At 45.3% G+C, this 23,609-nt stretch carries 27 protein-coding genes; all 27 read right to left on the minus strand.

Annotation, left to right across the window (positions count from 1 at the left end):
- Window positions 1–151 precede the first annotated feature (151 nt).
- Window positions 152–349: a hypothetical protein gene (locus LH51_RS17065; protein WP_036524563.1), complete on the minus strand. Its 198-nt coding sequence runs from the start codon at window positions 347–349 to the stop codon at window positions 152–154.
- A 36-nt stretch (window positions 350–385) separates the two neighbouring features.
- A complete protein-coding gene (locus LH51_RS17070) occupies window positions 386–688 on the minus strand; it encodes a hypothetical protein (RefSeq protein ID WP_036524566.1) in 303 nt (100 codons plus the stop codon).
- Between the two features lie 13 nt (window positions 689–701).
- On the minus strand, window positions 702–866 hold the full coding sequence (locus LH51_RS20920; protein ID WP_160173752.1) for a hypothetical protein: 165 nt from the start codon (window positions 864–866) through the stop codon (window positions 702–704).
- The gene (locus LH51_RS17075) at window positions 863–1,057 is read right to left on the minus strand and encodes a hypothetical protein (RefSeq protein WP_036524568.1); all 195 of its coding nucleotides are present in this window, start codon (window positions 1,055–1,057) and stop codon (window positions 863–865) included. Before LH51_RS17075 ends, LH51_RS20920 begins: the two co-directional genes overlap by 4 nt.
- A 63-nt stretch (window positions 1,058–1,120) precedes the next feature.
- Window positions 1,121–1,807, minus strand: coding sequence for a hypothetical protein (locus LH51_RS17080; protein WP_036524571.1), 687 nt, complete (start codon window positions 1,805–1,807; stop codon window positions 1,121–1,123).
- A gap of 100 nt (window positions 1,808–1,907) precedes the next feature.
- On the minus strand, window positions 1,908–2,414 hold the full coding sequence (locus LH51_RS19570; RefSeq protein WP_052063890.1) for an antirestriction protein ArdA: 507 nt from the start codon (window positions 2,412–2,414) through the stop codon (window positions 1,908–1,910).
- Window positions 2,415–2,424: 10 nt separating this feature from the next.
- Window positions 2,425–2,655: a hypothetical protein gene (locus tag LH51_RS17090; protein WP_036524573.1), complete on the minus strand. Its 231-nt coding sequence runs from the start codon at window positions 2,653–2,655 to the stop codon at window positions 2,425–2,427.
- 1,383 nt (window positions 2,656–4,038) lie between these two features.
- Window positions 4,039–4,602, minus strand: coding sequence for a phage terminase large subunit (gene terL / locus LH51_RS21710; protein WP_200882058.1), 564 nt, complete (start codon window positions 4,600–4,602; stop codon window positions 4,039–4,041).
- 28 nt (window positions 4,603–4,630) lie between these two features.
- Window positions 4,631–4,861 carry a hypothetical protein gene (locus LH51_RS21715; protein WP_200882056.1) on the minus strand — a complete coding sequence of 77 codons (231 nt, stop codon included), beginning with the start codon at window positions 4,859–4,861 and terminating at the stop codon, window positions 4,631–4,633.
- Between the two features lie 107 nt (window positions 4,862–4,968).
- The gene (gene terL, locus LH51_RS21720; protein WP_200882057.1) at window positions 4,969–5,685 is read right to left on the minus strand and encodes a phage terminase large subunit; all 717 of its coding nucleotides are present in this window, start codon (window positions 5,683–5,685) and stop codon (window positions 4,969–4,971) included.
- Window positions 5,686–5,788: 103 nt separating this feature from the next.
- Complete coding sequence (locus tag LH51_RS17100) at window positions 5,789–6,025, minus strand: hypothetical protein (RefSeq protein ID WP_036524576.1); 237 nt, start codon at window positions 6,023–6,025, stop codon at window positions 5,789–5,791.
- Entirely contained in the window at window positions 6,025–6,249 is a 225-nt protein-coding gene (locus LH51_RS24950; protein ID WP_036524579.1) for an HNH endonuclease, read from the minus strand. Before LH51_RS24950 ends, LH51_RS17100 begins: the two co-directional genes overlap by 1 nt.
- Window positions 6,250–6,255: 6 nt before the next feature.
- The gene (locus LH51_RS17110) at window positions 6,256–6,639 is read right to left on the minus strand and encodes a 3TM-type holin (protein WP_081960889.1); all 384 of its coding nucleotides are present in this window, start codon (window positions 6,637–6,639) and stop codon (window positions 6,256–6,258) included.
- A complete protein-coding gene (locus LH51_RS17115; RefSeq protein ID WP_036524584.1) occupies window positions 6,636–6,917 on the minus strand; it encodes a hypothetical protein in 282 nt (93 codons plus the stop codon). Before LH51_RS17115 ends, LH51_RS17110 begins: the two co-directional genes overlap by 4 nt.
- Window positions 6,917–8,014 carry a hypothetical protein gene (locus LH51_RS19575; protein ID WP_052063891.1) on the minus strand — a complete coding sequence of 366 codons (1,098 nt, stop codon included), beginning with the start codon at window positions 8,012–8,014 and terminating at the stop codon, window positions 6,917–6,919. The genes LH51_RS17115 and LH51_RS19575 overlap by 1 nt, the downstream gene beginning before the upstream one ends.
- Window positions 8,014–9,984: a phage tail fiber domain-containing protein gene (locus LH51_RS19580; protein WP_081960890.1), complete on the minus strand. Its 1,971-nt coding sequence runs from the start codon at window positions 9,982–9,984 to the stop codon at window positions 8,014–8,016. The genes LH51_RS19575 and LH51_RS19580 overlap by 1 nt, the downstream gene beginning before the upstream one ends.
- 8 nt (window positions 9,985–9,992) lie before the next feature.
- On the minus strand, window positions 9,993–13,691 hold the full coding sequence (locus LH51_RS17125; RefSeq protein WP_036524587.1) for a hypothetical protein: 3,699 nt from the start codon (window positions 13,689–13,691) through the stop codon (window positions 9,993–9,995).
- Window positions 13,692–15,440, minus strand: a complete 1,749-nt coding sequence (locus LH51_RS17130) for a hypothetical protein (protein ID WP_036524589.1) — start codon at window positions 15,438–15,440, stop codon at window positions 13,692–13,694.
- Entirely contained in the window at window positions 15,440–15,976 is a 537-nt protein-coding gene (locus tag LH51_RS19585; RefSeq protein ID WP_052063893.1) for a virion core protein, T7 gp14 family, read from the minus strand. The genes LH51_RS17130 and LH51_RS19585 overlap by 1 nt, the downstream gene beginning before the upstream one ends.
- On the minus strand, window positions 15,969–16,373 hold the full coding sequence (locus LH51_RS19590; RefSeq protein WP_144244313.1) for a hypothetical protein: 405 nt from the start codon (window positions 16,371–16,373) through the stop codon (window positions 15,969–15,971). The genes LH51_RS19585 and LH51_RS19590 overlap by 8 nt, the downstream gene beginning before the upstream one ends.
- A 59-nt stretch (window positions 16,374–16,432) precedes the next feature.
- On the minus strand, window positions 16,433–19,306 hold the full coding sequence (locus LH51_RS17145) for a phage nozzle protein (RefSeq protein WP_036524591.1): 2,874 nt from the start codon (window positions 19,304–19,306) through the stop codon (window positions 16,433–16,435).
- The gene (locus tag LH51_RS17150; RefSeq protein WP_052063895.1) at window positions 19,293–19,898 is read right to left on the minus strand and encodes a hypothetical protein; all 606 of its coding nucleotides are present in this window, start codon (window positions 19,896–19,898) and stop codon (window positions 19,293–19,295) included. The genes LH51_RS17145 and LH51_RS17150 overlap by 14 nt, the downstream gene beginning before the upstream one ends.
- 72 nt (window positions 19,899–19,970) lie before the next feature.
- A complete protein-coding gene (locus LH51_RS20925) occupies window positions 19,971–20,126 on the minus strand; it encodes a hypothetical protein (protein WP_160173754.1) in 156 nt (51 codons plus the stop codon).
- 2 nt (window positions 20,127–20,128) lie between these two features.
- Window positions 20,129–20,989 carry a hypothetical protein gene (locus tag LH51_RS17155; protein WP_052063896.1) on the minus strand — a complete coding sequence of 287 codons (861 nt, stop codon included), beginning with the start codon at window positions 20,987–20,989 and terminating at the stop codon, window positions 20,129–20,131.
- 118 nt (window positions 20,990–21,107) lie between these two features.
- On the minus strand, window positions 21,108–21,905 hold the full coding sequence (locus tag LH51_RS17160) for a capsid assembly protein (RefSeq protein WP_052063897.1): 798 nt from the start codon (window positions 21,903–21,905) through the stop codon (window positions 21,108–21,110).
- A 9-nt stretch (window positions 21,906–21,914) separates the two neighbouring features.
- Window positions 21,915–22,649, minus strand: coding sequence for a portal protein (locus tag LH51_RS23740; protein WP_081960891.1), 735 nt, complete (start codon window positions 22,647–22,649; stop codon window positions 21,915–21,917).
- The gene (locus tag LH51_RS23745; protein WP_081960892.1) at window positions 22,646–23,446 is read right to left on the minus strand and encodes a portal protein; all 801 of its coding nucleotides are present in this window, start codon (window positions 23,444–23,446) and stop codon (window positions 22,646–22,648) included. The genes LH51_RS23740 and LH51_RS23745 overlap by 4 nt, the downstream gene beginning before the upstream one ends.
- Window positions 23,447–23,609: the final 163 nt, after the last annotated feature.

The following is a 23,609-nucleotide window of genomic DNA, read 5'->3' on the forward strand; positions in this document are numbered from 1 at the left end:
AGAAAACGACAATCAAAGTTGACGCCGTCCCTTACTTAAGAGTATCAATAAAACACCCGTGTCGCTGCGCTCCGATGGGTGGCAGCTTTGCCTGGTCCGGGTGGCAGGCTTCACGTGGAATGGGTGGCAATCTTCAGCGGTTTACGCAATTTCACTTGGATTCATTTGAAAGGCTCTCTTTAAATAAGTTAGCAGTCGCAAAAGCATCATCTTTATCATCAGTAAAGTAATCAGCTTCAGGCTTCCCAATGATGCGGACTGAATACTCATTAAACTCACTGTCTCGATACACGTTTATTATATGGTTATCTTTATTATCCATAACCTTTTTAATGATGCGTTTAGCCATGATAATTACTCCATACCATCAATGATTAAAAGGATTTCAGGGTTTACAGTTGCATAAAACATTCCAGTTAACTCCATATTCGCGTACAATTTTCTTTAAAGCGGTTGATAAATGTGAATCATCCATGTAAGCGTAAAGGTTTATATCTCCCTGAGTACCTATGCCATTGCCTATTTTAATCTTGGAAAACCAGAAGCAATCCCGATAAAAGCGCGTGAAGGATAAACCCCTTGCGCTATAGTCATTAGCAATCGCTTGAACCTTTTCAACACCCATCTTATTTAGGTATTCAAACATTAATTCTTTAAGCTTTGCGTAGTCTTCAGTTTTAATTTTCATAGGTTGTTACCCCTCAAACTTTAACCTTACGTATTTGATAACCATTGCTGCATGAATAACTTGTTGCTGCATAGCTTTCAGCCTCTTCCTTTGTTTTACATGTTACCAATGGATACCATCGACCACTCTGACGATACTCAAGTTTGTATTTAAACTTTGCTTTGATTTTCTTATTCACTCTCTCACCTCAGCTTCAGATAACAAACAAGGGAACGTATCCCACTTACCTAGCTCTTTAGAAAGCTCAGCCTCAGTAACTATATTATGCTTTGCGTAAGCCTCTTCTTTAGAGCTATAAACAAAGGTATCTGTTATCACCTCGTAACACATATTAAGTACACCGTACTGCTCAACAATATAGATTTTCATTTAATCACCTCACTATTAAGTTTAATCAGGTACACTCATTAGAATGCACCTTGTTAAAATCAATTAAGCGGCTTCAGCTTGCTCTTCCTTATCGTTTAAGACCCACTCTTCAAGCCAGTTAAAGTCCATTACCAAATCAACAGAGGAATAAGAGTTGTCGATATAGATATAAGTTGAATCAGGTTTGCCAGTGAGTTTTTCTACGATTTGTTTGCGGATGACTTCAGGAATATCTTCAAGGTAGTGTTCAAGTTCCTCTTCATGCTCGCCAATTACAGTTCCAGCGAGGGCATAAGCTACACGACCATAACCGTGATTGACTTCAATCTTGTAACCTTCCATGAATACCAGAGCTTCAGCCAAGCGTTCACGGCCAGCTTCATCCAGAGCTTCAAGGTATTCCAATTCTTCATCAGTAAGAGGACAACGGTTTCTGTAGTAGTTATCGGCTGTCAGTTCGAGGATAAAATCCTTCAACTTGTTAGCGTCAATGTCATGCACTAAATGCTCAGCTAAGCTGTCACAGTAATCAGATTCAGGGTTTAGGTAATAGTCTTTATTGTAAGCTTCAACAGCTTCATCAACCTTGTCAGCGTAGTCTTGTACAACGTCTGCAATTAACTCTTCAAGCTGTTCTTCACGCTCAGTTGATTGAGCTTGCATAGCGTCATGGATGGAGAGAGCCAGCCAATTATCTTCAGCTTCAGCTTTACGGATTTTCTCGGATAAAGTCATGTTATTTACATTCATTCTAATCACCTATTGAGTGTGGTTATTGATAAGACTTAATCAGGGATACTCGCTTGAATACCCCTTGTTAAACCTTAGTGGTTATGGCTTGCTTGTGAGCCTACCAGTTCGCATAAAAGAAATGACCGTTGCTTTCGTTCACATCAAAAGAGAGGTCATTAGCGAAGCGAGAAACATCAAAGTAACCGCGTAGACTTTCAGGCATAGAATCAAGCATTCCAGTTGAGTCAATGAACTCTTCAGCATAATCTTCCATGCTGTCAAACTCACCTAAATAGGCATCTTCAATGCTTTCAAGTGGGATACCCAGGTCAACACCAGCTTTAACAACTTCAAACCCCAGTCCATCAGCCTTTTCAGCGAAGTCAAAGTATTCAGGACTTAAAGACCATTCGCCCATATACTCTTCAGGTACATCATCGTAATCAGCAACGATATACTCTTCACGAACTTCGCCGTCATCCATATCTTCAGTCACTTCAGCCAACCAGTCCCGCATTTCTTCAAGGAACTTATCATAAGAATTGAGCTTATCCAGATCGAAAGTATGAGAAATTAACAAGCCGTTGTTGTAATCAGACAGAGAGTAGAAAGTCACGTTAGCCATTGGATTCACCTTAAAGGTTAGGAAAAAGAAAAAGATTGAGTAGTTTTTGAGCTTCTATATCATTCATGCTTTGGGCTGTACCCAGTGCATCTTCACGGTCATCAGTGTGATAAGTCGCACGGTCATCTTCAGCGTTATTTATTACCACCATGTATTCCTCCCATTCAGGAGAGAAATAAACAGTAACATGGCCTAATTTCTTAACGAGCTTCAGTACCTGTTTAAAGCCTTTTTTACTCATATTAATCACCAGTCAGTTATTTTACAGAAAGAGGCATTAAGCCCCTTTGAATAAAACAACTATTCTGTCTGAAGTTTTGCTTATCCTTAAATCTTCACAGATAGATAAGGCTTACCAAATTGTTAAAGAGCGTATCAGGACTTGACGTTGTTGCTGTGTCGTCTTGATGTTTTCTATAGTCTCACAAGTGATTCTAAATTGCAAATGTTTTTCTCGTTTCGTTTCGATCCAGCTTAGAACAGTTGGAAAGTATCAGCTTTAAGTGAGTGTAAGGTTTAACGCCCGTCTACCGTCTAGGCTCGGTTTACATATTCACCTTGAAAAGATGCAGTAAAGAATCAACTTGTTAAAGAGCGTATCGGCTGGCGTGTCGCTGTTGCCGTGTCGATGGATGTATAGTCTCACATGCGATTAAGGATTGCAAGCAATACAATGCAAATAATATAAAAAAGTTTTCAGCAGGTAGATAAGTATTAAGACAGTATGCAGGACTATCATTAAGCTACTGCATTAAGCTGTCATTGTGTGGTGTGTTGCTTATCGCTTGGTGTTGGTAAAGTGAAAACAGCAGGAGATGAAAAGAACATGAATGAAATTCAAGATAAACAAAACAATACGCAATTCTACTCATATAGAATGAATAATATGCACCTATACACAGCACAATAGATATATAATCTATTAGAAAGCCAGCAACGGCGCGGCCTTCAGGCTTTATATGACGCAAAGCATGACGCATAGGCATGTAACGGCGCGAAAAACCTTCAACACAGCCACCTGGACACCGCCACGGGGGGAAGCCGGATGACACATCGTATAAGGTGCCACTTCAGATTTTTTCGCCCAAAACAAAACGACCTCTTAAAGCTAACACATTAAGCTATCTCTAAGCTATCTCTAACACCTTACCCTGCATCTACACACATTAAGCTATCTCTAAGCTCTCACAAGACGCTCTCCTGCCCTTCTACACATTAACTGACCCATTCGTATAGGTTCAATGCAGAAGCTCTTAGAAAGGCTCACAAGAGCTTATAGCTCACTTACGTTATAGACCTTCATGCCTGTACTGTTTCAGTGTATTGGTTAGTATGTATTGTGTATTGGTTAGTATGAAAAAAAAGGAGCCTACAGAATTAACTGTAGACCCCTAGAGTGACACTATGACTGAAGCTTAAGGAAAGGCCAGGCATCTGCTTAACAAACTTACTTACCTAATTACTCTTATGAGTGTATGTGTGTAGGTCAGTATCCAGCGAGAGCTTAAAGCTTAACTTAAAGATAGCTTAAAGATAGCTTAAAGATATACTTAAACTTTCCCTTTCCTTTCTGTTGTGTGTGGTAATTCTAGCCTTAGTGCCACGGGGCTTTCAGAGCAGATAATTACCTTCTCTCGAACCAGCCCTTTTTAGAGGTCACAAAACCACCAGCATGTTCCATGAACTTACGTAATTCTTTCTCTAAAAGCTCGTCCTGGTGCTTGTCTGACATAGCTTGTTGGTCTAGATCCATCTGTTCAGTCCAGTAGGCCACAGCGATAGCCAGTGCATCTAAGCGGTCATCATGCGCCAAGGCTCCACGTTCAGCAGTAATCCTTGTTAGCTGGAAGAACAGTGAGTATTTAGGGTCTGTAGCGGTCTTGTAGTCTTCTTCAATCAGCCGCATATCCACAATCAGCCGGTGCTGCATCAACACTGGTTCCAATGTGTCGATTATACGCTTCTCTTTCTGACCAGAAGACCTGCGCTCTTCAACAGTGCATTTGTGGTACTTGGTCAGGTAAGGCTTCAGTAGTTGTGTGAACATACCGTCACCGAAGTTACTCTCGACAACTGCTTCATTCACTTCCCAGCGTTTAGCCAGCTTAGCCAGCCTGGTCAGAGCCTCATCTGTGTAGCCGCCACCAACACCACCGGCATCCATAACGAATAGATTACCGTTGAGCATCTTAACGACTGCATAGGCTGTCTCATCCTTACCACGGCCTGAAGTCGATAGCCATTACAGTGCCTGTGTAATCCTGCATGGAGTCTGATACCCACATAGGACGGTAGAAGCGGTCGCCAGTGAAGCCCAGCAAAGGAACATCTTCAACCACCAGCTTAGGTGAGGAAGACCACACAACCTCTGAAGGTGCTTTCTTAGGGTGCAAGCCCATGACAACACAATCAGCCAGCTTCAAAGGATACTTATCAGCATCACTCAAAGTGGTATCCAGCATGAACTGAAGAGCGAAGCCAGCTTTACCATAGGAAGCAGCACGTTCAGCCAGGTCAGCGTCAGTGAAGCGTTTGGGGTCTGTTGTCTTACCAATCAGCTTGGTGTTGGCCTGTATCTCAGCGTATACCCAAGGAGCCAGTCTGCCTGATACATTTCCACCTGCTTCTCTGTTGGGTAGAGTGCAGGCCAGATACGGATTTGATAACCACGGTCTGGTAACTGGTTGTAAATGGACATTTCAGTTTGAGGTGTGCCAAGGTAGATTACACGGCCATTGGGCTTCAGTACGGCATCAAACTCTTTAACCAGATTCGCAAGCTTGTCACGCATCGTCTGTGTAGAGCTGTTGTTAGATACCTCAATGTCATCAGCGATAATCAGATCGGCACGGCTACCTGTGAGCTGTCCTGTGATACCTACAGACTTAACTGAAGGAGAATGGTCTGTAAGAGCCTCGCCCACATCAAAGGCAATCATTGAGTTACGCTGCCCTGCTCTTGGTGCCAGGTGCGCCAGCCAATCCACTTCGCCAATTAAACGCTTGGTAAAGGAACTGAAGGCGTCTGCCCTCTCCTTACTTGCAGATACAACCATGATTCGTAGTTGAGGGTTTCGGAACAACAGCCACACCACAAAGGCTGAAGTTATCCATGATTTACCAATACCTCGGAAGGCTTGTATACAGATACGTCTGTCACCGTGTTGCAGGTACTTCGCTATGTCGTATTGCACGGCAGTAGGCTCAGGAAGCATCAAGTGTTCCCATATCAAGTAAAGGAAGAGCCTGAAGTCTTCTTTTACCCTTTCCATGTTATTATTCATGGTAGTTTGTCTCACTTGTGATTTGATACGCCCACAGAAGCTCTCAGCAGCCTCTGTAGGACGTTTTTAGGAGGGAGGTAGGGCTACCCTATTAGTGAGGGGTAAAACCCTCTGTAGGGTCATCTGAGAAGGAAGGGAGTGAACGGTCAGCCAGCTCGCTTAGAGGGCTTTTCGCTTTCGGAGCGGAGTCGATACCGTTATCTTTAAGGAATTGTCGAATGACATTAAAATCGGAAGCCTTAGCTTCACCAGAATCAAGTAGCTCTAAAAGCTTCTTTGCAAGGTTGTTGTGTATGAGAGCCAGTAACTCTTCTGCTGCTCTGCTCATTACTTATTACGTCCTCTGTTTACTTTCTTTGATTGAATCCTCAGATTGCTCTTAGAGTTATCTAAGGGGTTACGGTTTTTATGGTCAACGTCCCTACCATCCCCTTTACTGGCCTTACCAGATTTAATCATCAAGCTTCGTGCCTTGTTACGGCCAGCTCTCCGTTTCTTCTGTTCAGGCTTGGAGTGGTAACGTTCGTATTCAGCTTTGTAGTCTCTTGCCATTGGGCCTCACGCTGGTTTCTTGTACTCTTTAACCACTTTCTCAGCAGTACGGCCAAGGACGTAACCACCAACACCAACCTGCACAATATCCAGAAGACCTATAACTTGTTCTTCAGGTAAGTTTGCTGGTGTGTAGCCAAGCCAGTGTGCGCCAATAAGACCAGCGAACCACAGCATTAACATAGGTCGCCAGTTACGCTGCAACCAGCTTTCACCTTGCGCTTCTGCTGTGATTATCTTCGCTGCACTTTCCAGCTCAACACGGCCTTCATTCATTGCTGCCAAAGTTATTTGAGCCTTCAACTGCTCAGCTTCACTTTTGTTTGGGATTACTCTATCTATAGCGTTACCGATAATACCGATAACAGCCGGTAGGATTGCACTCATCATTTAATTCCTAAGTGTTTTTGAAGGATACGTTCTAAGAAAGAAGTACCGAGGGATGCAGTTAAAGCAGAAGCTCCAATAAGAACTAGAATATCTGCTTCAGTGCTGTAGAGAAGGATTAAACCGGAAGTGAGGGCTAGGCCCACAGTGGATAAAGCTCTTCCGATAATAATACGTGTGGTTAGTCGTTCTTCAGAAGTGAGTATCTGACCAAGGCCAATCACTAAGCCAGTCATTGTCATACCAAAGAGGGCTTCAAGCGGAGTGAATTTCTCCTGCATTAAGCAGCCCTCCCTGCAACAGTCCCTTGATTTATCCAGGTGACATTTGCGTTACCTACAATGTAGTGTCCAGCTAAGCCTCCTACCTGTCCAGAGGTTCCGTTAGTGTGGTTTCCGTTAGTACCGTTAGCGCCTACATTACCAGACGCACCCCAATCACCACCGTTGCCACCGTTACCCCCACTGCCAGAATTAGTGCCACCTTGAGTACCTTGCGTACCATTAGTTCCACTTTGACTGAAGCCTGTACCTTGTCCACCATTACCTCCAATTCCACCGTCATAAGTTGTTGTATTGGTAGATGTTACCTCATGTTCGAGCCAAGAGTAAGTCATCCCTAGTGGCTGCATACCGTAATTACTTATTCCACTATTCCAAGTAGCGCCTGCATTAATGGTCTTAGCGCCAGCGTTACTTGTAGTACCCTGAACTTGTCCAGTTCTAGTATCTCTCAATACACATGAAGCGTGGTAAATCCTTACCCTAGTGCTTCTGTTATTCCTCCACCTGAAAGTACCTGAATCGAAACGCGCTTGTACGCTATAACTAGAAGAGCTTATATTTACACCTGTTGTAGAGCTATTCAGCCTAACCCAAGATGATGTACTTGTACTGGCGCTGCCTTGCCCCCCATCACCACCTTTACCGCCACCACCGCCACCACCATAAATAGTACCTTGGTTATCAATAGAGATAGGTACTGAAGTATTTATAGCGTCCCCACCAGTCCCACCGTTTATACTCCCACCAAAGCCTTGAATAGAGCCTTGATTAACTAAAGTAATGGTCGAACCTAAAGAAAAATTACCTACAGTTAATGCAGTTGCACCGGCACCACCGATTATAACACCGACTGGTACTATTACAGTTATACTAACAGCGCCGGAGGGTTCACCATATTCAGCAGCGAACAAACTATACAGATTTATATTAGTATCAGAGCTTAAAGTTAATGTAAAACCACTTTTATGAGAGAGCTTCCATGCTCCATTATCCTTTATAAAAACCTCATTAACTTCACTCCAAATACCATTTATTTTGACGAAAACATTCTTTATTTCTTTCCAAACACTTCCGTCTTTTACATTTAATGGCATTAATCCACCTTATACCAAATATCACCATCAGAGCCGCCAGAGGGGTCAGCAGTTGATATTGTTCGGTTTCCTGTTGCGTTAGTTGGTACGCCTGAAAGCGCAGAGAATGAACCAGAGGTAGCTACACCGGCCAGGGAGCTTGTATCAGCCTTGTTTGCTAACTGAGTATCGACATAAGACTTGTCAGCTTTAGGAGCTACAGCAGTGTCTGTGTAACCCTCAGCCGTAGACAAGGTATTAGTCAAAGCTGAAGTAACACTGGTCGAGTCTGCTTTCAATGCCAAGGCATTATTCACAGTTAAAGTGTTAGCCTTCTTAGCTAATTCACCATCAACATAAGCCTTGTCAGCCTTTGGGGAGATTGCTGTGTCTACGTCTACTTTCCGGTAATAGAGGTCATCATGGTTGTGTCCAGTGCTGGCCTTACCTGACAACTGAGTATCCACATAAACCTTGCTGGCCTTCAGTCCTATGGCATCCATCACTGTTGTAGCGAAGTCAGGGTCATTACCTAATGCGTCAGCCAGCTCTTGCAGTGTGTCCAATGTTTCAGGTGAAGAACCTACCACCTCAGCGATTTTGGCATTTACTTGAGCTGTTGTACTGTAAAGGGATAAGTCAGCAGTAAGCTTAACCTTCTGGTTGCCTGAAGCATCTGAAGTAACTGAAATATCAATCCCCTCAGCTTCCAGTTTATTAACCAGATAATTAGTCCCTATATCAGTTGAGCTGACCTTCACACCGCCACCACCGGCCACTGCTTCAGCTTGGCTTGCAGCTTCGATAGCCGCATTCCTTGCAACCTCCGTATGTGATAAAGCTACAAAAGCATTACTGGCATACAGGTCTGCTTCACTAACCGCTGAATCGAGGGCTACTTGGTCAATGTGTATCTGCGCCAGCGCCTGTGTTGCAGTATCCGCTGCTTGAACAGCTTCCGTGCGCTTCTCAGCCACATCAACTTGAAGCCCCTCAACGGCTGTCCTTGCTGCTACGGTTATCTGCCTATCAATAGAAGTCTGCCCTGCCAAATCTTCAACAGTGGCCTTCAGCAAGGTCACAGCATTCTTATCTGAAGATACGGAAGAAGCCTGTGTAGATACTTGATTCTTCATAGTGGTTACTGAAGTCACATGACCTTCTACAATGGCCTTATCAGTATTCACCTGCGAGGCTGCTGCTACAGTTTGATTCTTAGCTGCTACAGTTGTATCCCTTGCTTGAGTAGCCTCAATCTTAGCTGTCACTGACTCATCTTTGGCTGTCATTGCCTGGGTCTTCAGTAGTTCAACATCACCCTTCAAGCCTTCAACAGTAAGCCTGTCTTCACTTACCTGCCCGGCCTCAGTAATAGAAGCCTCAGCAATACTTCGCGCTGTTTCAGCCGCCTGCTTAGCTTCAGTTGCCACGCTCGCGGCTGATTGAGCTTGGTTCTCATGTAATTGAGCTTGGTTCTTTGCAGTGACAGCCCCATCACGCGCTTGTTCAGCCAGGTTCTTTGCACTTTCAGCCGCAGCCTTAAGGCCAGACAAAGGGGCTTCGTAGTACATCTTCAGGTAGCCAAGGGTTACTGCATGACCATCCTGAGTAGGTGGAGCAATGTTATTGAACACTATTCCCATAGCATCAATGGCTCCATCTTCACCTATGCCAAGCACATCACTTGATTCATCTATAGCTTCCTGAGCCAAGAAGAAGGATTGCTTGTGAGACAATTCAAGGTCATCTTTTGAGAAACCACCATTGAAGGTCACTAAGCGTCTGTCTTGAGTAGTACGGCGTCGAATCCTGACGTTTTGCTCTGTAGTTGGAGCAGGGTCTATCTGAATAGTACCTTTGGAGAGAAATACCGGAGTTACTTCTACCCCAGCGACATACACCTCAATGTCATCGTTTGAGATATAGTCGAAGGGGATTGAAAACTCAGTAAGACTTCCAGTACCAGAATAATCTATGTACGAAAGTGCCATGTGTTTCCTTATTCTATAAGTTTGGTTATTTTATCTTCTTGGCCTTTCAAGGCGTGTGAAGCGTTTCTACGGTCTATCCGTATATTCTCATTAAGGTCACTGAACTCATCCCTAAGCTGTTTTAAAGCAGCCTGGCGATAACCACTAATGACCGATTGAAAGACTCTCACATGGTAGCTCTCGCCTTCATAAGAGAGCTTAGGTGTCCTGACATAGCGAGACTTCTGCATTTCATTTTCTAAACGCTGAACCATCGTCATGCCACGTACCTGAACAGTCCCATGAAGCTCCATGAAGCGGTCGTATTGCTCAGGTTTAAGCTCAACGTTTCCTATCTTTTTAGGAGGCGCACCGAAGCCATGCCCCAGCTCATTCATTTCCTGAATTACAGGGTTTGTAGAGGCGTGAGTAATGTGCGTGGTGCGTAAACCCTCTGAAGGTCTAGCCATAGGCTCACCAGTTATCCATGAACGTTTAGGCATCAATGTCTCATTAAGCACAGGGAGCTTATTCTTGAACCTGTCAGCGAATGTCCATACCTCTCTGAAGTATTCGTCCTTATGCCCGAACAGCTCACCAATATCCTTAGAGACATTAGGCACGAAGCCTGAAGCTGTCTGACCAATGAAATACTCCATATTACGCTCAGGGTCTTGCATGGCTTCCAAGGCAGAGGTGAGGCCAACCAGGGTAGATTTGCTGGAAAGGTTCTGGATTAATGCAGTCAGTATCCCTGCTGAAAGTTCCATAGCATTAGCGTCACTGAACTCTTCATTCTCATAAAGGTGGACACCATCAGCCACTAAACCAAAGAACATGGCCCAAGGGTCGAGCCTGTTAAACTGCCAATATTTAGTGTTACCTTCCTCATCCTCATAGATATAAGAGTAAGGGAGAATACCGGCTTCTTGTTGAAGCTTTCTTTGGTTCGGGTCAGTGGATAATGCGCCTTGTAGTTTTCCTTCAAAGGCGAGATTGAATGCAGCACCATATAGACTCATTCCAATGAACATCTGAGCTACAGCCTCTGCTCTCTGCTCCTTGGTGCCATTGAACTTCTCACGCCACTGTCTCTGTCCATAGTTCAGTACAGGTGTTGAGGCCCATACATCACGGAAGATGTTTATTGGTGTGCGAATGAAGGGCATCATGAAGCGAAGTGCTGGGTGTTTGTTGAATACATCTTGGATAGATTTACCGACACCGTATTCCAGATCGCCTGTAAAAGTAACCCGTCTCGCGTATTCTAAGCCCGACTCCCTGTTACCGGCACCTGTAGCAGAGAAAGCTTCGCGCCATTGCAACTGCTCAAAAGCTTCGCGCTCGTCAACAGGTAACATTTCAGCAGCCCGTTTAATCTCAGCGTAAGTCACAGCACGGTAGTTAATCTGTTTAAAGAATTCATCCATACCACCAAGGAACCTTGAGGGTGTCTTGGCTACATAACCAGCAGTATCGAAGGCAGTCTTACCCACCTTATTCTGAATCCCCCATTGCTTAGCCGTTAAGCCTTGGTCGTAATCGAGCATTCTATGGTCAATATCCAGCCTATTCACACCCCTGACAAGTACATCAGCAGTAGCAGCCAAAGCAGTAGCAGGGTTTTCATTATCCTTCACGGTACGTACCACTGCGCCTATATCAGATACAGACTCTCGAATCGCTCTACCCATACCGACATAAAGCCGTATGCCTTCCTTAGCCTGCTTCATATTGCCAGAGCCTACACCGCCTATGATTTTCTCCATAGGAAGCGCCAGAGTACGGATTGCCGCAGAGAGGAAGTTAATCTGTTGAGTACCAACACCGGACAGCAATGAGTTAATGTAATATGTGTTTACATCCCCCACGAACTTTTCAAGGAAGGTCTTCTGAGACTCACGAAGTAGAATCTTGTCCTGCATTGCCTCAACCTTCGCATTAATCTCAGCTTGAGAATAACCTTCACGCTTCATCCGTTCTTTAAGCCTATCGAAGAACTTCTTGTACTTAGGCTTCATAGTCCGCTTGCGAGCAGTCTCAAGAATATCTTTAACCGCTTGCGAACCGCCTAACTGAGATAAGGCTTCTCTGACTTTTGCATCACTCAAAGCTTTACCAGTCACAGAATCTACTGTGTGAATACGGCCAGCCTGGACATTACGTGCAGACCAAGTGGTGACACCCATGATGTTAGCTTTCAGTTCTTGAAGGTCAGCTAGAAGTTCAGTAGCTTCCAGCAGCTCCCTGTCAGTAACCTCACTCCCTCGCTCAGTGATACGTGTCATCCTTTCCATCAAGTCACGGCTCATTGAGGAAGCTAAACGCTTAGCAGCAACAAGGCGTGTAGTCTGTTCTTCAGCTTGTCGCGCATCTTGAGCCAGCGTTTTCTTCAGCTCTTCCAGATTATTGCCTGTAATATCTTGAAGGTACTCTTCAGCTTCTCGTATGGTGTCAGCGTTATGTTTGACGTAAGAGGAAGCGTGATTAGCCCTCCCTGCAATGTGGTCGCCCATTTCCATGTAGGCTCGGTCAGCGTCATTATTACTTCCACCAACACGGTAAGCATTCTCCCGACCTCGGTAAGAAGTCCCGCGCCTGGCTTCAAAGAATTTGAGGAAGTCTGAAGCAATCTCAGGGGTAACTTCCACACCATCCGCCAAGTAATGCTTACCGCCTTTAGCTGCTTCCTCTGCCTGACGCGCAGCCTCTCTCGTAGTTTCAGCTTCAGCCGCCTCATCAGCAGTCTGGTAAGCGGGAACATCTTCTACCCTTGCTGGTAGGTTAGTTGCTTCTGTGTGTAAGGCTTTCGCTTCCTTTGCGGCCTTATCAGCCTCTTCCATCTGCTCTCTCAGGAAAGCATCAGCAGCTTCATCACCATCAGTTTCACGGATAGCCTTAGCTGATTTGAAGGCTCGGACAATGCCGATTATGAGCACATCAGAAACAACACCTACACCCATTTCCTCAATAGCATGTTTGATACGTGCCATACCTACTGAGTCATCACCTTCAGAGGTATCCAGCCATTCAGTGATAGGGTTCTTCAGTGTTGGGTATACTTCAGCCAGCTCATTCACTGCTGTTGATATGGTATCCCCATAAGGGTCAAAGGCTACTGCACCTGCACCGCCACTGACTACAGCCGCTTTAGCTACTTCTTGTTTTCCTGAAAGGAAGCGCCTGACTTTATGACCAGCTTCAGTTACATGCCGGTTACTACCTGCCAGCTTATAGCCGCCGATAAATGCCGTAAGGAACTGGGTAATGCCTTCTACACCCTTACCTACAGCAGTTTCAGGTTTATCTACTTGCACAGCTTCTGGTATCACTCCCTTCTCATCGAGATAGCCGAAGCCTTTATTGATAGCATCAGCCAAGCCTCTATCCTGGCCCATAGCTTTCCGAGCTTCACGATTAATAGACCATATTTCACCGATACTCTCAGCTTGTAGTAGTCTTTCTTGGAACTCTTCAGGGGCATTTCTACGGAAGGGTGTCTGCTCTCTCAGGGTTTCATAACCAAAGTTAGCTGCCTCAACAACCGCGTTCTTTAAGCCATGCACCAGGCCACGGCCAGCATCAGTAGCGTACTCACCAAGGCTGGTTTTATCTTCATCTTCTTTGAATTGAGCATAAGGGTTTTCAGGTTGAGCCTTACGCTCAGTGAATTGAGCATAAGGGTTTACTTCTGGCTCAGTCTTGAACTGTGCGTAAGGGTTCGTCATTTAGTTTCCTTTAATTTTCAATAGCTCATCAATATCAGCATCAGGGAAAGCTGCTAAGAAGTTCTCAGCCGCATTAGGGGAGTTATCTGACAGGAAGAACTCTTTAGCACCTAATGGGATTTCAGGTGAGACAAGGTTTATATCCTGGGTACGTTGACGCTCTTCCACTTCAGCTCTACGCTGCACAGCAGGGTTAATAGCATCTTCAGCACTGGTGTAATCAGGGACGTAATTTTCAGCCTGTCCTTTAGCTACTTCACCAATTATGTAAGCTGCTTTAGCTTCAATTGCTGTGTAGAAGTCTTCATCCTTAACACCACCATTCTTCTCAAGGAGTTCCTGAGCATAAGTAAACAGCCGGTGCCGTTGGTATGTATAAACCTGCACTGAGGTTGCATCAGCCATGCCATTCTCCTCACGGACTATAGCTTTCTCCATATTACTGAAGGCTGTAGTTACCAGAGGGTCACGCCTAATACTTTGGAACTGGTTACTACCTTGAGTACGATTTAAGAAGTTGTATAAGGTCTGAGCCGTGCTTTGTGAAATGTCCTTTGTAGCTACAGCAGAAAGAATATCTTGAGGTTCAAGGTTTCCGGTGTAAACATCATTAAACATGGAAGACACAGTGAAGGGGTCTTCAGCGTAAACAGCTTCGAGGTTGTTTGAGACAGCAGAACGTAACTGGTGTAACTTAGCTACTTCATCATAGTCACCATTCTCAGCCATTTGACGCATAAGTGGTGATAAGTCCATTTGAGGGTTTTCCAGTAAGCCAGCTAGAACCTGTCCAAACTGTTGAGCCTTAGCTTCCCTCTGTGCTTCCTTAGCAGCAGCTCTACGCGCAGCCTCAGCAGCCTCACGCTCTCGTTGGAACTGGTCACGGATACGCTGAACTCTTTCCTGAACCACCGGCCTATCTGCTAGGCTATGGTTTCCTGCCTGAATATTATCCAAGGCATCCAGGTAATCTTCATTGCCAGAACTCAAGGCCAGTTGCATGACGGACGTAGCCACCAGTTCATTAACCTTACTTGGCAGCATCCCATCAGCTTCAGCATCAAGCATAATTCCAGAGACAATCTGTGAAATAGCTTCAGGTGAATCCTGTCCATCAGCAGCCAGGACACCGATAGATTTACTTATCTCAGCAGCCGTATTAGCTTCACGTTGAGCTTTGTAATCTTCATTGCGGTTATTCCGGTGTGTACCAAAGAGAGTTTCTTCAGCCGCCTGCATCCGAGGCATTAGGGATTCATTGATAAGCTCAGGGTCATACCCCTGCATCTGCTCTTCAAAGAAAGACTGGTTAAATTCGTGCATGAACCCACGTAAGGCTTCAGGGTCATCAGAGCTTCTTGCCGGACTCTGCATGTAAGCTTCATTCAGAGATTGTGCGTAATCCAGACCTTTAAGCCTAAGCTCTTGCTTCAAGTAGCCTCGTCTGTAGAAAGGGTTTTCCCCTTCATCCACAAGTCCCTCTTTAACCGCATCAGCCCATGATTTACGTCCATTCTCAGTAAAGGCTAAAGAGCCAGCAGCTAACTGAGTGTTGTCATCACGCTCCTGTTCCCTGGTTAGGTAGGTTTGAATCTTAGGGTTAATTTCAGATAAGGCACTTGCTAATTGCGCTTGTTGTCTTCCAGAGTCATCAGGTCTTTCAGATTGGTAGTTGCGGTACTGTAATTGAGCAGTAGGTTTAATTCGCGCACTGGGTCTTAGCCTTTCAGCTTGTAATCTTTCAGTCATTACTGCTCCTTAGCTGCTTTACGGTCTTTATACTGACCATAACTTGAGATACCAGCCCCAGCGATTTGAAGTCCGGTAGCCGCCCAGTTATTCCGTTGTGGTTTAGGCATACTTGAGTTTCGGGCCTTAGCAGATGAATGGTTAGTTTTATTCTCGTAAGCTACCTGTTGGCGTACATTTGTAAGGTTCTGCTCAACGGTCTGGTTACGGTTAGCATTCTGTCTGGTTAAGTCAGCGAGAAGCGCATTCACAGAAGCACCACCCACACCACTCTCTCCGGCAGAAGTTGCCATAGACGCTTTATTACGCAGTGCTTCTAAACTGTTCTCTGCCTGTTCGCTTATAGCAGCCTGGCCTTCCTGCTGCTGTCTGATTCCCTGCTGCTGATAATCAGCTACAAGCATTGCATTATTAGTTACAGCAGAATTGTAATTGGCACGACTTTGAGCAGCCGCTTGTTCGTCTTGAGCCTGTCCAGCCATTAGTGAAGAGCCAGCACTTAACGCAAAAGAAGCGATTGCTATAGGTTCACACATTATTAATCCTCACAAATTCAGTGAAAGGTTTACGTGAGACACCGTAAGGAATAGTCCTCAAGAAAGTGAATCCAAGGAACCGGAGCCAATCTTGAGCAACCTTATTACGAACATCCACGAAGTTTGTTAGAAGGGGGTATTTCTTATTAACCACTTGCACCCACTTACGGCCTTCACGTAAAAACTTCTTAGTGAATGCAGCCTCTCCCCCTGAACTTAGGAACCACGGAGCTGCCAGGTCTTCAGCCAGTACGGAGTAACCGAACATTGCCACAACCTGGCCTTCATCGTTAATGATGCTCAGGCACTCTTCAGAAGCGTGAAAACACCCCTTCAATACAGTGAGAGGTTCCATACCTGTAGAGGCGTAGACTTCACGTACATCAGGGGCTTTCATAATAGGTGCAAGCTCATCACAATCCTCAATAACTGAGGGTCTGGAATAAGCCATTTGTTTTATCTCGAAGTTGAGCGTGAGTGGTAGAAGCCTTCCCATTCCGCTGATTGCAGGGCTACAGGAAGGTGTGAATCAGAGATTACTTCAATATCTACACGGTCAGATTTAGACATAAGGGGGAACTTATACTCACCTGAAGTCAGTACAGCATTCTCAGGCTCGAATAACCCTACCCCTCTATCTGTACCGGTGAAGGTGTTTATGTACGTCTGCCTGCCGAGAGGTGTCACATGGACTTCAAAGTAGCCAGTCTCACTGTAGATGAACTTCATGTTTCTCAACTGAAGCCTTCCAGCATTAAGGCTGCTCTTACCTTCATCTGCTGAATTACGCATTACCTGCTCAGACAGTTTGTAGCTGAAGCGGTATGGTATCCCCACATAAAGGTCTTGATTCAAGGCAGCTTGAGTTACAGCGTCCTCACCTCGGAAGACTTCACCTTCACGATTAACTGCAACAGCATCTTTCAGGTCGAAGGGAAATTCAGATGTACCCGCATCACAGAACACCCGCCGATCCAGTAGAACGACCGATTTAAAGTTCAGTACCTTCTCTATCTCAGAGTTGGACATATCAATACGCTCAAGGAATATCCCATCATCCCTTTCAATAACGATAAAGAGGTCTGAAGAGATAAAGATAGCGTTAAGCACCCTTCCATCCATATCCCATTTATGCCAAGCTGATTGCGCTTTCTCATTCCCAGCCCAGTAGTAGTTATAAACGTACAAGCTGTTAGGAGCGCCTGAAGCGGCACAAATAACCATATCTTCATTTGAGGATGCAGTAAGCGAAGTCACATCACCATCAATGTACCAAGGAACATGAGCTGTAATATCAGCAGCGTCCTTAGTGTCTGTACCTTCCTCAATGTAATACTCCCTGATACCAGCATACTTACCCTTCAACACAGGGAAGAAGATATTCTTACCAGCGCCTACAGGCTTAGTCCGGAGAGAAGCTTCAAACTGTGTTGTTATGTCTATGCTTATGGTTGATGGAGAGAGGATACCCTGAGCCTTAACAGCGAACTGCGTCTGGTCAGAGAATAAGATTAAGTTCTCATGGAAAGGCACAGCAAAGCGGAGTATGGACACCTTATCATTACTGATTGAAACATCTATAGGCGCACTGTCCAGGTAGGTCATTACAGTTGTTGGGTAAAAGTTAAAGAAACCGCCTGCTTCACTGAATATGACATTCTCATCACATAAGAACCCCAACCTGTTCCGGTAAAAGAACACATCACTGAGCTTACGGTTCACGAATGTCGGGTCAGGGTTACTGGTTAAATCACCTACCTTCCGTTTCTCCCATTCAGCTTGCTTGAAAGTAAACGTCCCATCAGCTTCACGCACCAGTACATGAGGCATTGTGGCGTTCACGAACTCATTGTTCAGTCCCCTTTGGTGCGTCTCTACCCAAGAGCCAGACCCCTTTTCTTCGCCCTCATCACCTTCAGTGTAACGGACATAATAATCATCAGCCTCGACACCGCTATCTCCGGCTACCTTGATAATGAACCCATCAAAGCAGCGAGGGGGTAAATCAGCAAACGACTGTACCCTGCCCTTAGCCGCTATAAGAAGATAGTTACCACCACTGTCCTCAGTTTTAAGGCTGAAGTTTGTGGCCTCATCTTTCGCCCGTATCCGAATGACATTACCGCTTAGGGTTATATCGTAGGAACCGCTTATAGCTGAATTGAGTTGGCTATAAAGCTGGCCTGCAATGTAATCAGTGGTTATCTGGCTTCTGTTGTCTGAAGGTGTTGAGAAAGAGGCGCGTTGAGTTCCATTCACGAATACCTTGTAATTACTTGAGTAATCTCCCTGCTTCACATAAACAATACCTTCCTGCTTCACATTGGCAGCTTGGGGTATGTTAGAACCATCTGAAGAGGTGTAACCCACAATCCGTGTTTCTGTACTGACTGAATAGCGGGAACCTGTTAAGAGTCTTGTGCCAGCAGCAGTTCGAGTCTGTAGGCTGTCAGATTGACCTTGTGGTGGAGGCCAAATCACATCTTCAAAGTAAAACTCACGGCTTTTGTCTGCGATACTTAGAGGCATATCGTTGGGGACGTACACCTTATTTCCTACCACATCAATGACAAGGTTCGGGTTATGGTAGCGTAGAGCTTCCCCCAAGATTCTGGCGTAGCGGTCAGGTGTTATATGCTTATGGTAGTCAGCCGCCGGAGCCGCATCATTATACCAAGGGGTTTGAGGGTCAAGCTGATAGACATAGTAACGTGGGTCAAATACCCAAGGGGAAGGGTTTAAATTACGCTCATAAGTAGTTGTTTTATAAAACCCATATACCTCAGCCCCATTAACATTGAACCGGTATGCTGGTTTCAAGGTGGTATTATTATATGACCAGACCTTCTGACCAGGCAGTGGGGCAATCGTAATTACCTTCCGAGTCTCGTAGGCAGGTTCCAAAGTGACACCAGCATAAGGGTCTTGTACACGTACCGTTGATTGTTTATTCAAGACAAACGTGTAATCAGCCACTGTGACCATTGAGAAGTCACGGCTACCATCAGGAACATTCAAGTACCCCTTACCATCAGGGAAGTTTACGGTCTGCTCATTCCCTGCAAAATCAAATACTTTAAGCTCACCGCTTTGAGCTAAGAGTACATACTTTTCAGAGGCATCCCTGTTAATTAAGTGTGTTGTGGTATTACCTTGCCCTGCATCCATAACCCTTGCTAAGTGCTGGGTAGGTGGTCTTTTACTTAACCCACTGGATACTGAAGGTAAGCCATTCACCTGCTCTTCAGCCTGTGAAGGTAATCGAATAGTTGGCGGCTGCTGTGAGACACCGTTAATAAGGTTCTTTATCGCCTGATTAAGTAATGACAATACGGCCCCCTGAGAGTATAGAGCCTGTAGCCCTTCTGTTAGTGATTGATTGTGATTGATTGTCTGAGAGGAAGTTATGGTCGCTTACCTGGCTTTCATCACGCACCATTTTCATGTAAGCCATTTGCTCGTCCTGGCTCTGGAAGCCATGTAACTGAGTTGAGCCTACTGTCCGGTCTTGGAATGTCCGTGCAGCCTTGATTGCGCTATAACGTCGAGCTGTTTCAGGTAAATCTTCAAAAGCAAGGGCTACCACAATGTCAGCGATAACCGGCTGCTTGAATTTAAAGGTGTGGTTTAGTGGGTCATATAGCTTACCCCCACGCCTAACCAACCTCACTGAGCGATTCACGGGGTCAATCTTCAGTGTGTTCACGGGAATGATAATGTGTTCATCAACATCCGGTGTCAGTTTCATACTGTACTCAGTATTGAACGTCCACCCTTCTGATTGAACAGAGCGAGTAACTGCATCAAGGATTGTCTCAGCCATTTCAGCGTCAACCAGTCCTGAGTCCAGGCTGTTTATCGGCGCTTCGCCTATTGAGGCAAGCATGATATTGACTGCTTCAAGTTTTGTTGTAGGTAGCATGGATTACCTCAAAGTCGAAAAAAAAAGGGCAAGTCCGAAGACTCACCCCTAGATGGTTGTTACTGTTTACTTTTACGCTTTACGGATAGCGATAGCGCAAGCTGGACGCAGTACGTTATGACCCATAGCATACTTCGCTACAATCAATGTACCCTGACGCTCAATCTGGTATTCAGATTCAACAGCCAGGTCGAACAGCTTAACGGTAGCCACAGCATCAGGAGTCATAATCAGACCCACAGTTTTGCTGAAGTCAGCGCGATACTTCTCAGGCGCACCAGCCACTCAGGTGTACCGACAAGGCCAGTGACCTCATTCTCGTTAGGCAGGTTGTTGGTCATGTAGACCTGTAAACCACCAATCAGAGGGACTTTACCTTCAGATACAGAGCCGGAACCACCTACATCACGGTTCAACCAAGCAACCTTAGTGGTATCGGTTACACGTAGTAGTGAGTAATACTGTGCAGGACGTAGCAGGATGTAAGCGTTAGACAGGTCTACGTTCTTGTTAGCTGCTTCTTCAATGCCACGGTATACGGCATCTACCAGCTTCTCACCCAGCAACTCATCACCAGCAGCAGCCATATCAACGTTAGCAGTGAAAGTCTCACCAGCTACAGGAGTCAGGCCAGCAGCTACAGCATCAGCTTCAGAGGCGATACCAGCAGCCTTAACTGCCATACGGAGGATGTTACGGTCAGCCTGATAAGCCAACTGTTGACCACACTCTTTCGTGTAGATAGAGCGAACATCGAAGTGAATCATTGCTTCGTCAATATTGGCAATGAAGGTAGGAGAGATAAGCAGACCGTCAATGGTCACTTTACGCTCAGAATGCGCGAAGGTATCAGCCTGAATCAATGAGCCTGGTGCATGGTACTTAGCGGTATCGGCAACACCAACCATAGGGAAGGTAGCAGACTTACCAGCCTTAATAGTACGTACACGATGTTTTTCCATCATGATGTTTTTGTTATGAAACTCAGTCAGGACTTCACCTGCAAAGAGTTCCTGAAATAGAGCACGGTCATCACCAGCCTTGTTCTGCTGGCCGAAACGGGAGACATTCTGTTGTGTTGGGAAAGGCATTTGTATTCCTTGGATTTTACGGAGGGATTTTGTCTCACTTGTGATTCTTCCAGGCGCAACTTCCCCGCAAGGAATGGCTGAAAGTTTTAAGTGAGGGAGGGTTTAGAGAGGGTTTAGATTAACCGAAAAGGCTGTTACCTTGGCTTCGCGCCAATTTTGAAGCAACTTTATTCCGGTAGGCTTCATCACGTTGATAACGAGGGTCTGACATATCGCGCCGCAGCTCTTCAGCAGACTGGTATGCATCAACGGTTGTTGAAGGTTTAGTGGTCAGCAATGAAGGCTCTACACCGTTCGCTGCTTCGTACTTGCTTTTGATTGCAGTCATGTACATCTTAATCTGGTTCATATCACCAGACTCAACTGCATCGTTATAGCCTTTAAGCTCTGCGTCACTCATATTCACAGCAGCCCAGCTTGAAAGTTCATTGAAAACTTCCTCACCACCAACTTCTGTGAAAACTTGCATACGCAGTAATTCTGCTTGTGCTTCTTGTCCAGCAATAAATGAATCGACTGTTGCGCGGTCTATACCAGCAGCTTCAAGCGCAGCATAGGATTCATCAGTCAGCTCACCTTTTTCCTGATATTCTTGAGCGAACGTATCAAGTTCCAGACCTTTAGATTCCAGCTCTTCTTTAGCGTCATCCAAAGTTTCTGTTGAGGTTTCTTCAGCGTCACCACCTTTAAGTTTGTCGTAAGCTTCTTTGAAGGCTTCAACGGTTTCAAACTCTTCAGGCAACCATTCAGGACGGTCTTCAGAGGATGTTTCTTTACCCTCTTCAGCTTCTTCTGAAGGTAGGTCTGCATCAGTGTTTGTCTCACCAGTAGGCGAAACTTCACCACGGCCAATCGCTGCCATGTGTTCGTTATATTCAGGTGTGTCGGGAGTAAGATTGTCGGTTACTTTAGTCATAGTCACTCTTTATTGCTGCATTGCTGCCATAGCCTGTTCAGCCACTTTAGGGACTGCCCCTTTAGCCATATCCATCATCTGAGCTTGCTGCATCTGAGCTTCTTGAGCTTGCTGCTCTTGAGCTTGCTGCTCCCGTGATTTCAATAGACCACCAGTATCAATACCATGCGAAGCTGCTAGACGGTCAGCGTAGTCATGTTCATTTAGAATCCTTTGAATGGCTTCCTCACCTAGTACAGAGAGGTCATCAATAAAGGCTCGAAGTTTGTTTCTGTCCTGACCACGGCCAAGGGCTTGTAGTCCGGTAACGATTGAAGGTTTAACCTTACCATCAGGGAGCTTGGGAAGACGTTTAGCCTGCTGCATCTGCTGCATGATTAATGTAACCAGAGGGAGCTGTAGTTCAGAACTCAGCAGCGAATAAACACCACCTAAAGTCTGTTCTAATTCAGCAGTCAGAGTACGTATCTCTTCAGCAGTTACACGTTCGCCATTACGTTGCACAGAGCTATTCAGAAGAAAGGCATAGGATAAACGGTCAGCTATATCCCTTGCTTGGTCTTGAGCCACACGGAAGTCAGACGCCTTCTGCAATTGAAGCACAGTCACATCAGCAGCATCACCTGTCAGTATGTCTCCGTTCTCAGCTTGCTCTACGTCACGTTGAGAGGTCTGGCCGTTAGCCCGTACAAACAGAAGTAACTTAGCGTGAGCAGCGGCACCATCAACGATAGCCTTACTCAGACCTTCATGCTAATCAGATCGCCTATGTACTCTTCAACATAAGAACGGCCATAATCTTCACCATCAATAGTGATAAGGCGTAAAGGTAGCCAAGGCAATTTATCCAGAGGATATGACCCCTTACTGTCTTCAATCACGAAGCCTTTTACTTCTTGGTGGATTGAGTAGTTTGTCCTGGTACGTTTAACAACTGTGAATACATCAAGGTCTTTCTGGTCTTCTTCCTTATCCAAATCCAGACCAAGCTCTTTAAGAAGCTCGTCATCCAGAGTGAAAGGTGAAACTGTCTCTTTAACAATCAGTTCCTTGAGATTACCAGCAGGGTCACGTTCAACCACGTAGCGGTCTAACCGGAAGACTCGAAGCTTATCTTTGGTGACATAGGCAAGTACGTTACCTGCTACAAGAAGTTGTTTAAGGACTTCAAACGTAGGTACACGATAAGCCTTACTTTCAATCTCTTCCATGACAGCTCTTTCGATAGAGGCTAAAGCATCTTCCACTTCACCTCTCGCTTCATTCTGGCCTAGCTCTTGTAGGTCAAAATCAGAGACAGTCATTCTGAAGAAAGGCTCGTTAGGTGGAAGGATGGAAAGTAAAAGCTTACTGCCTAAACTGTTGACCCCTCTTGAGCCTATGGATTGATAAGGTGTTGGTAAATCATTCCCACCTGTAATGTTCTCTGGTGGAAATAAAGCTGGAATGGTTACAGAAGCACAAGTCCTAGCCCTGTTTAAGTAGGGCTTTCGGGTAGTTGATAGCTTCTCATACCTTCCTGAAGCGGAAGATTGCTGCACGTTTAACCTCTTGGAATGTTAAGGCCAGCACCGGAAGAACCAGTCTGAGCTGTACGGTCAATGCGTAGGCTCTGCTTACCACGCTTCTTAGCATCCTGAGCCTGCCCTTTAGAAGTAGCGCCTTGAGCGCCTGTATCCATAATGGGTGTTGCAGGAGCTGGGG

It is taken from the genome of Nitrincola sp. A-D6 (assembly GCF_000764495.1).
Lineage (GTDB): Bacteria > Pseudomonadota > Gammaproteobacteria > Pseudomonadales > Balneatricaceae > Nitrincola.